The organism is Alkalilacustris brevis, from assembly GCF_003350345.1.
Classification (GTDB): Bacteria; Pseudomonadota; Alphaproteobacteria; order Rhodobacterales; family Rhodobacteraceae; genus Alkalilacustris; species Alkalilacustris brevis.
On sequence record NZ_QNVJ01000001.1, the window covers coordinates 1 to 3,144 of the forward strand.

At 64.8% G+C, this 3,144-nt stretch carries 7 protein-coding genes; 4 read left to right on the top strand and 3 right to left on the bottom strand.

The genetic code is table 11. The annotated features are described in order from the left end of the window. On the top strand, nt 1–157 hold a 157-nt coding region (locus DQ229_RS16970; RefSeq protein WP_420796844.1), incomplete at its 5' end, for a head-tail joining protein. Nucleotides 158–172: 15 nt separating this feature from the next. Continuing rightward, nucleotides 173–799, top strand: coding sequence for a DUF6441 family protein (locus DQ229_RS00005; protein ID WP_420796843.1), 627 nt, complete (start codon nt 173–175; stop codon nt 797–799). Between the two features lie 14 nt (nt 800–813). On the opposite strand, the gene DQ229_RS00010 is transcribed toward DQ229_RS00005, so the two are convergent. After that, nucleotides 814–1,359 carry a GNAT family N-acetyltransferase gene (locus DQ229_RS00010; protein ID WP_114964232.1) on the bottom strand — a complete coding sequence of 182 codons (546 nt, stop codon included), beginning with the start codon at nt 1,357–1,359 and terminating at the stop codon, nt 814–816. Further along, entirely contained in the window at nt 1,349–1,657 is a 309-nt protein-coding gene (locus tag DQ229_RS00015) for a type II toxin -antitoxin system TacA 1-like antitoxin (RefSeq protein WP_114964233.1), read from the bottom strand. Before DQ229_RS00015 ends, DQ229_RS00010 begins: the two co-directional genes overlap by 11 nt. A 136-nt stretch (nt 1,658–1,793) precedes the next feature. On the opposite strand from DQ229_RS00015, the gene DQ229_RS00020 reads away from it, so the two are divergent. Next, the gene (locus DQ229_RS00020; protein WP_114964234.1) at nt 1,794–2,219 is read left to right on the top strand and encodes an acyl-CoA transferase; all 426 of its coding nucleotides are present in this window, start codon (nt 1,794–1,796) and stop codon (nt 2,217–2,219) included. Here the strand turns inward: DQ229_RS00020 and DQ229_RS00025 are convergent. Further along, on the bottom strand, nt 2,192–2,668 hold the full coding sequence (locus DQ229_RS00025; protein ID WP_238380897.1) for a bactofilin family protein: 477 nt from the start codon (nt 2,666–2,668) through the stop codon (nt 2,192–2,194). The genes DQ229_RS00020 and DQ229_RS00025 overlap by 28 nt on opposite strands. Nucleotides 2,669–2,718: 50 nt before the next feature. On the opposite strand from DQ229_RS00025, the gene DQ229_RS00030 reads away from it, so the two are divergent. Continuing rightward, nucleotides 2,719–3,144: phage tail tube protein (locus tag DQ229_RS00030; RefSeq protein WP_238380898.1), on the top strand; the 426-nt coding region annotated here is incomplete at its 3' end.

Below are 3,144 nucleotides of genomic sequence, written 5' to 3' on the forward strand. Positions count from 1 at the left end.
GAGCGACTGCCCGGAACTGGCCGCCGGGGACCGCTTCGAGATCGGCCCGGAGATCTTCGTGGTGCAGGGCACGCCGCGGCGCGATCGCGAGCGGTTGGTCTGGACCGCGGAGCTTCTGCCCTGGTGGCCGGACCCGCATGCCGATGTCACAGGGTAGCCTGGGGGAATGGTCATGATCCGGATGGAAATCGCGAGCGATATCGCGGCCATGATGGCGGCCGAAATCAAGGCGGGCGAGCGCGCGGTCAGCAAGGCGGTGACGAAGGCCGGCACCGACCTCAGGACCGCCTGGCGCGCGCAGATCACCGGGGCGGGACTGGGCCAGAGGCTCGCGCGCACCATTCGTTCGGAGCCGTTTCCCAGGAGCAAGCCCAGCCTCAATGCAGCGGCGCTGGTCTGGTCCAAGGCCCCGGTGATCGTCGGCGCGCATGACACCGGTCCGCTGATCCGCGCGCGAAACGGGTTCTGGATGGCGATCCCGACACCCGCCGCAGGGAAATCGGCCCGAGGTGGCCGGATCACGCCCAAGGAATGGGAGCGCCGTTCTGGCCTGCGGCTGCGCTTTGTCTATCGCAGGTCCGGGCCGAGCATGTTGGTCGCCGAGGGGCGGCTGAACGCGCGTGGACGGGCTGTGATGTCACGATCCAAAACTGGTCGCGGCGTCACCACCGTGCCGATCTTCCTGCTGGTGCCGCAGGTCAAGCTGCGAAAGCGGCTGGACCTGGCGCGGGATGCAGAGCGAGCGCGTGACGCGGTGCCGGGGCTGATCGTGGCGAATTGGGTGGAGGGGAAGCTTTGATGCTGGGTGGCGTTTCAGCCGAGTGTCGCGCGCACGTTGGCCATAGAGATGAAGACGCGTTCCGGATTCTCAGAATCCCCGAGAGGTCGGAATCCCAGTTCTTCGTAGAAGCGCCAGCGCCGGTCGAAATGGTCGTCCTTTAGCACGTCGAGGACGACCGCCGCGGCTCCCATCTGATCAGCGATTCCAAGACATCGCTGCATGGCGTCCACAATGAGCGCGGTTCCGAGCCCCTTGCCCTGCATGTCTTTGCGCACGGCAACCGCTCGGATGTAGATGACCGGAATGTCGGGCACGCCGGCGCGTTGCCACTTCTTGGGTCCGAAATCCGATCGGACGGCCATTGCGCCGAGAGTGTAGAAGCCCAGCACGGCGGGATCGTCGTCGGCCGTTGCGACCCACGCAGCGACCATCCCGGCCTTGATCTGGTCGGAGAGCGATGACTTCAGGAAGTTGTCGATAGGGCCAAAGCCACAAGAGAAGGCGCTGCGGTCATGCAGCGCCTTGTCAAATTTTGCGATTGTCAGAGCGGGCGCGTCCGCCCCGGTTTCAGCCGGCATCCTTCAGGAGGCCTTTCGACGCTTCCGCAGCACGAGCCAACCCGGGCACGACCTGACCGGGCATCTCGACGGCTGCCTTGAACGCATCGAACGCCTCGACAGGCAAGACAGAGAGGGACACACGTTGCTCGACCTCCTGCGCACGCAGAAGGGCCGCCTGACGGATGAAGTCGGCTTCCTGCAGGCCGGTTGCAGCAGCTGCGGCCTTGATGCGCTCTTCATCCGCGCGATGCATGCGCAACTCCTTGCGCGCTTCCATCTTGCCCGGGGTCGGGGTCACAGTCTCGATGGCAAACATGATCAGTCTCCTTCAGGAGGCTTCTTGTACGGTAAAACGCCGTACGTGTCAATGATCGCCATCGGGATCATAATGAGGAGGCCGATCGCGATGGCGATTATCAACCAACACACCAAACTCCCTCCTCGATAGCATCATGCCCACCCCCCGCGAAACCATTCTCACCGCCTTGGCCGACCTGCTGCGCACGGTGCCGCATGTGCCAGTTCTGCGCGGTGAAGTCCTGCCCGAGCGCATCCCGCCCGCAGGTCTCATGATCCTGCGCGATGGCAACCCGGGCGAGCCAGGCGTGACGCTTTCACCGCTCATGTATCACTATCAGCACCGGGCCGAGTTGGAGGTGATCGTGCAGACCGGCGAGGAGCGAGATGCGCGGTTTGACCGCCTTGTCGGGCGCATTGGCGCGGCCATCTCGGCCGACCGCACGCTGCGCGGGCTTTGCGACTGGGTGGAAGCCGAGGCGCCCGAATACGTCGATCTGCCCGTCGAGGGCGGGGCTGCGCTCAAGGCAGCGATCGTGCCGATCATCCTGCACTATGTGCTGGCAGATTCCCTGGGCTGAGAGGTCGGGGCCTGTGCCTTGCACATGACCTTGCCCTCGATCCGGGCCCCGGCGTCGATCGTGATGCTCTGGCAGGCAATCTCGGCCTTCACCTCGGCCGAAGGTCGGATGACCACATTGATGGCCGCGACCGTCCCTTCGAGATGGCCCTCCAGGGTGACATTGCGGGCGCGCACATTGCCTTCGATCCGGCCACTGCGAGCCACGATCAACGTATCGACCGTCAGGTCGCCGATAATTGTGCCACCGAATTCGACGATACCGTCACTGGTCCAGTCGCCGTTGATGGTAATGCCTTCGTGGAGAACCGAGCGCCGCCGCTCCCCCTTGGGTGCGTCGGGGTCTTTCTGCTCTGCGCCCTCGGGCATATCGCTGTCCCTGCCAATCGAAAACATCGGCGCCTCCGCCTGAATCCGTGTGATGTGAGTCCAGTTGCGCGTGAACACCATGCCGGGTCAAGCCGCTTGACCTTTCCCGTCTGTTACAAGGAGACCAAGACATGGCACGAGCCCAGGGGGCGCGGGCGCAAATGGCGCTTGCGTTCGAGACGAGTTACGGCACGCCGCCCGCCAGCGGCTATACCCGCATGCCCTTTGCCAGCTCCACGCTGGGCGCCGAGCAGCCGCTCCTGAACAGCGAGCTTCTGGGCTATGGCCGCGACCCGCTGGCGCCGATCAAGGACGCAGTGACGGCGGATGGCAATGTCGTGGTGCCGATCGATGCGCAAGGCTTCGGTGTCTGGCTGAAGGCGGCATTCGGCGCGCCGCAGACCAGTGGCACCGATCCATATACCCATGAGTTCCGCTCGGGCGCCTGGGCGCTGCCCTCGATGTCCATCGAGATCGGCCTGCCCGAAGTGCCGCGCTTTGCCATGTATTCGGGCTGCCTGCTCGACACGCTGTCGTGGCAGATGCAGCGCTCGGGG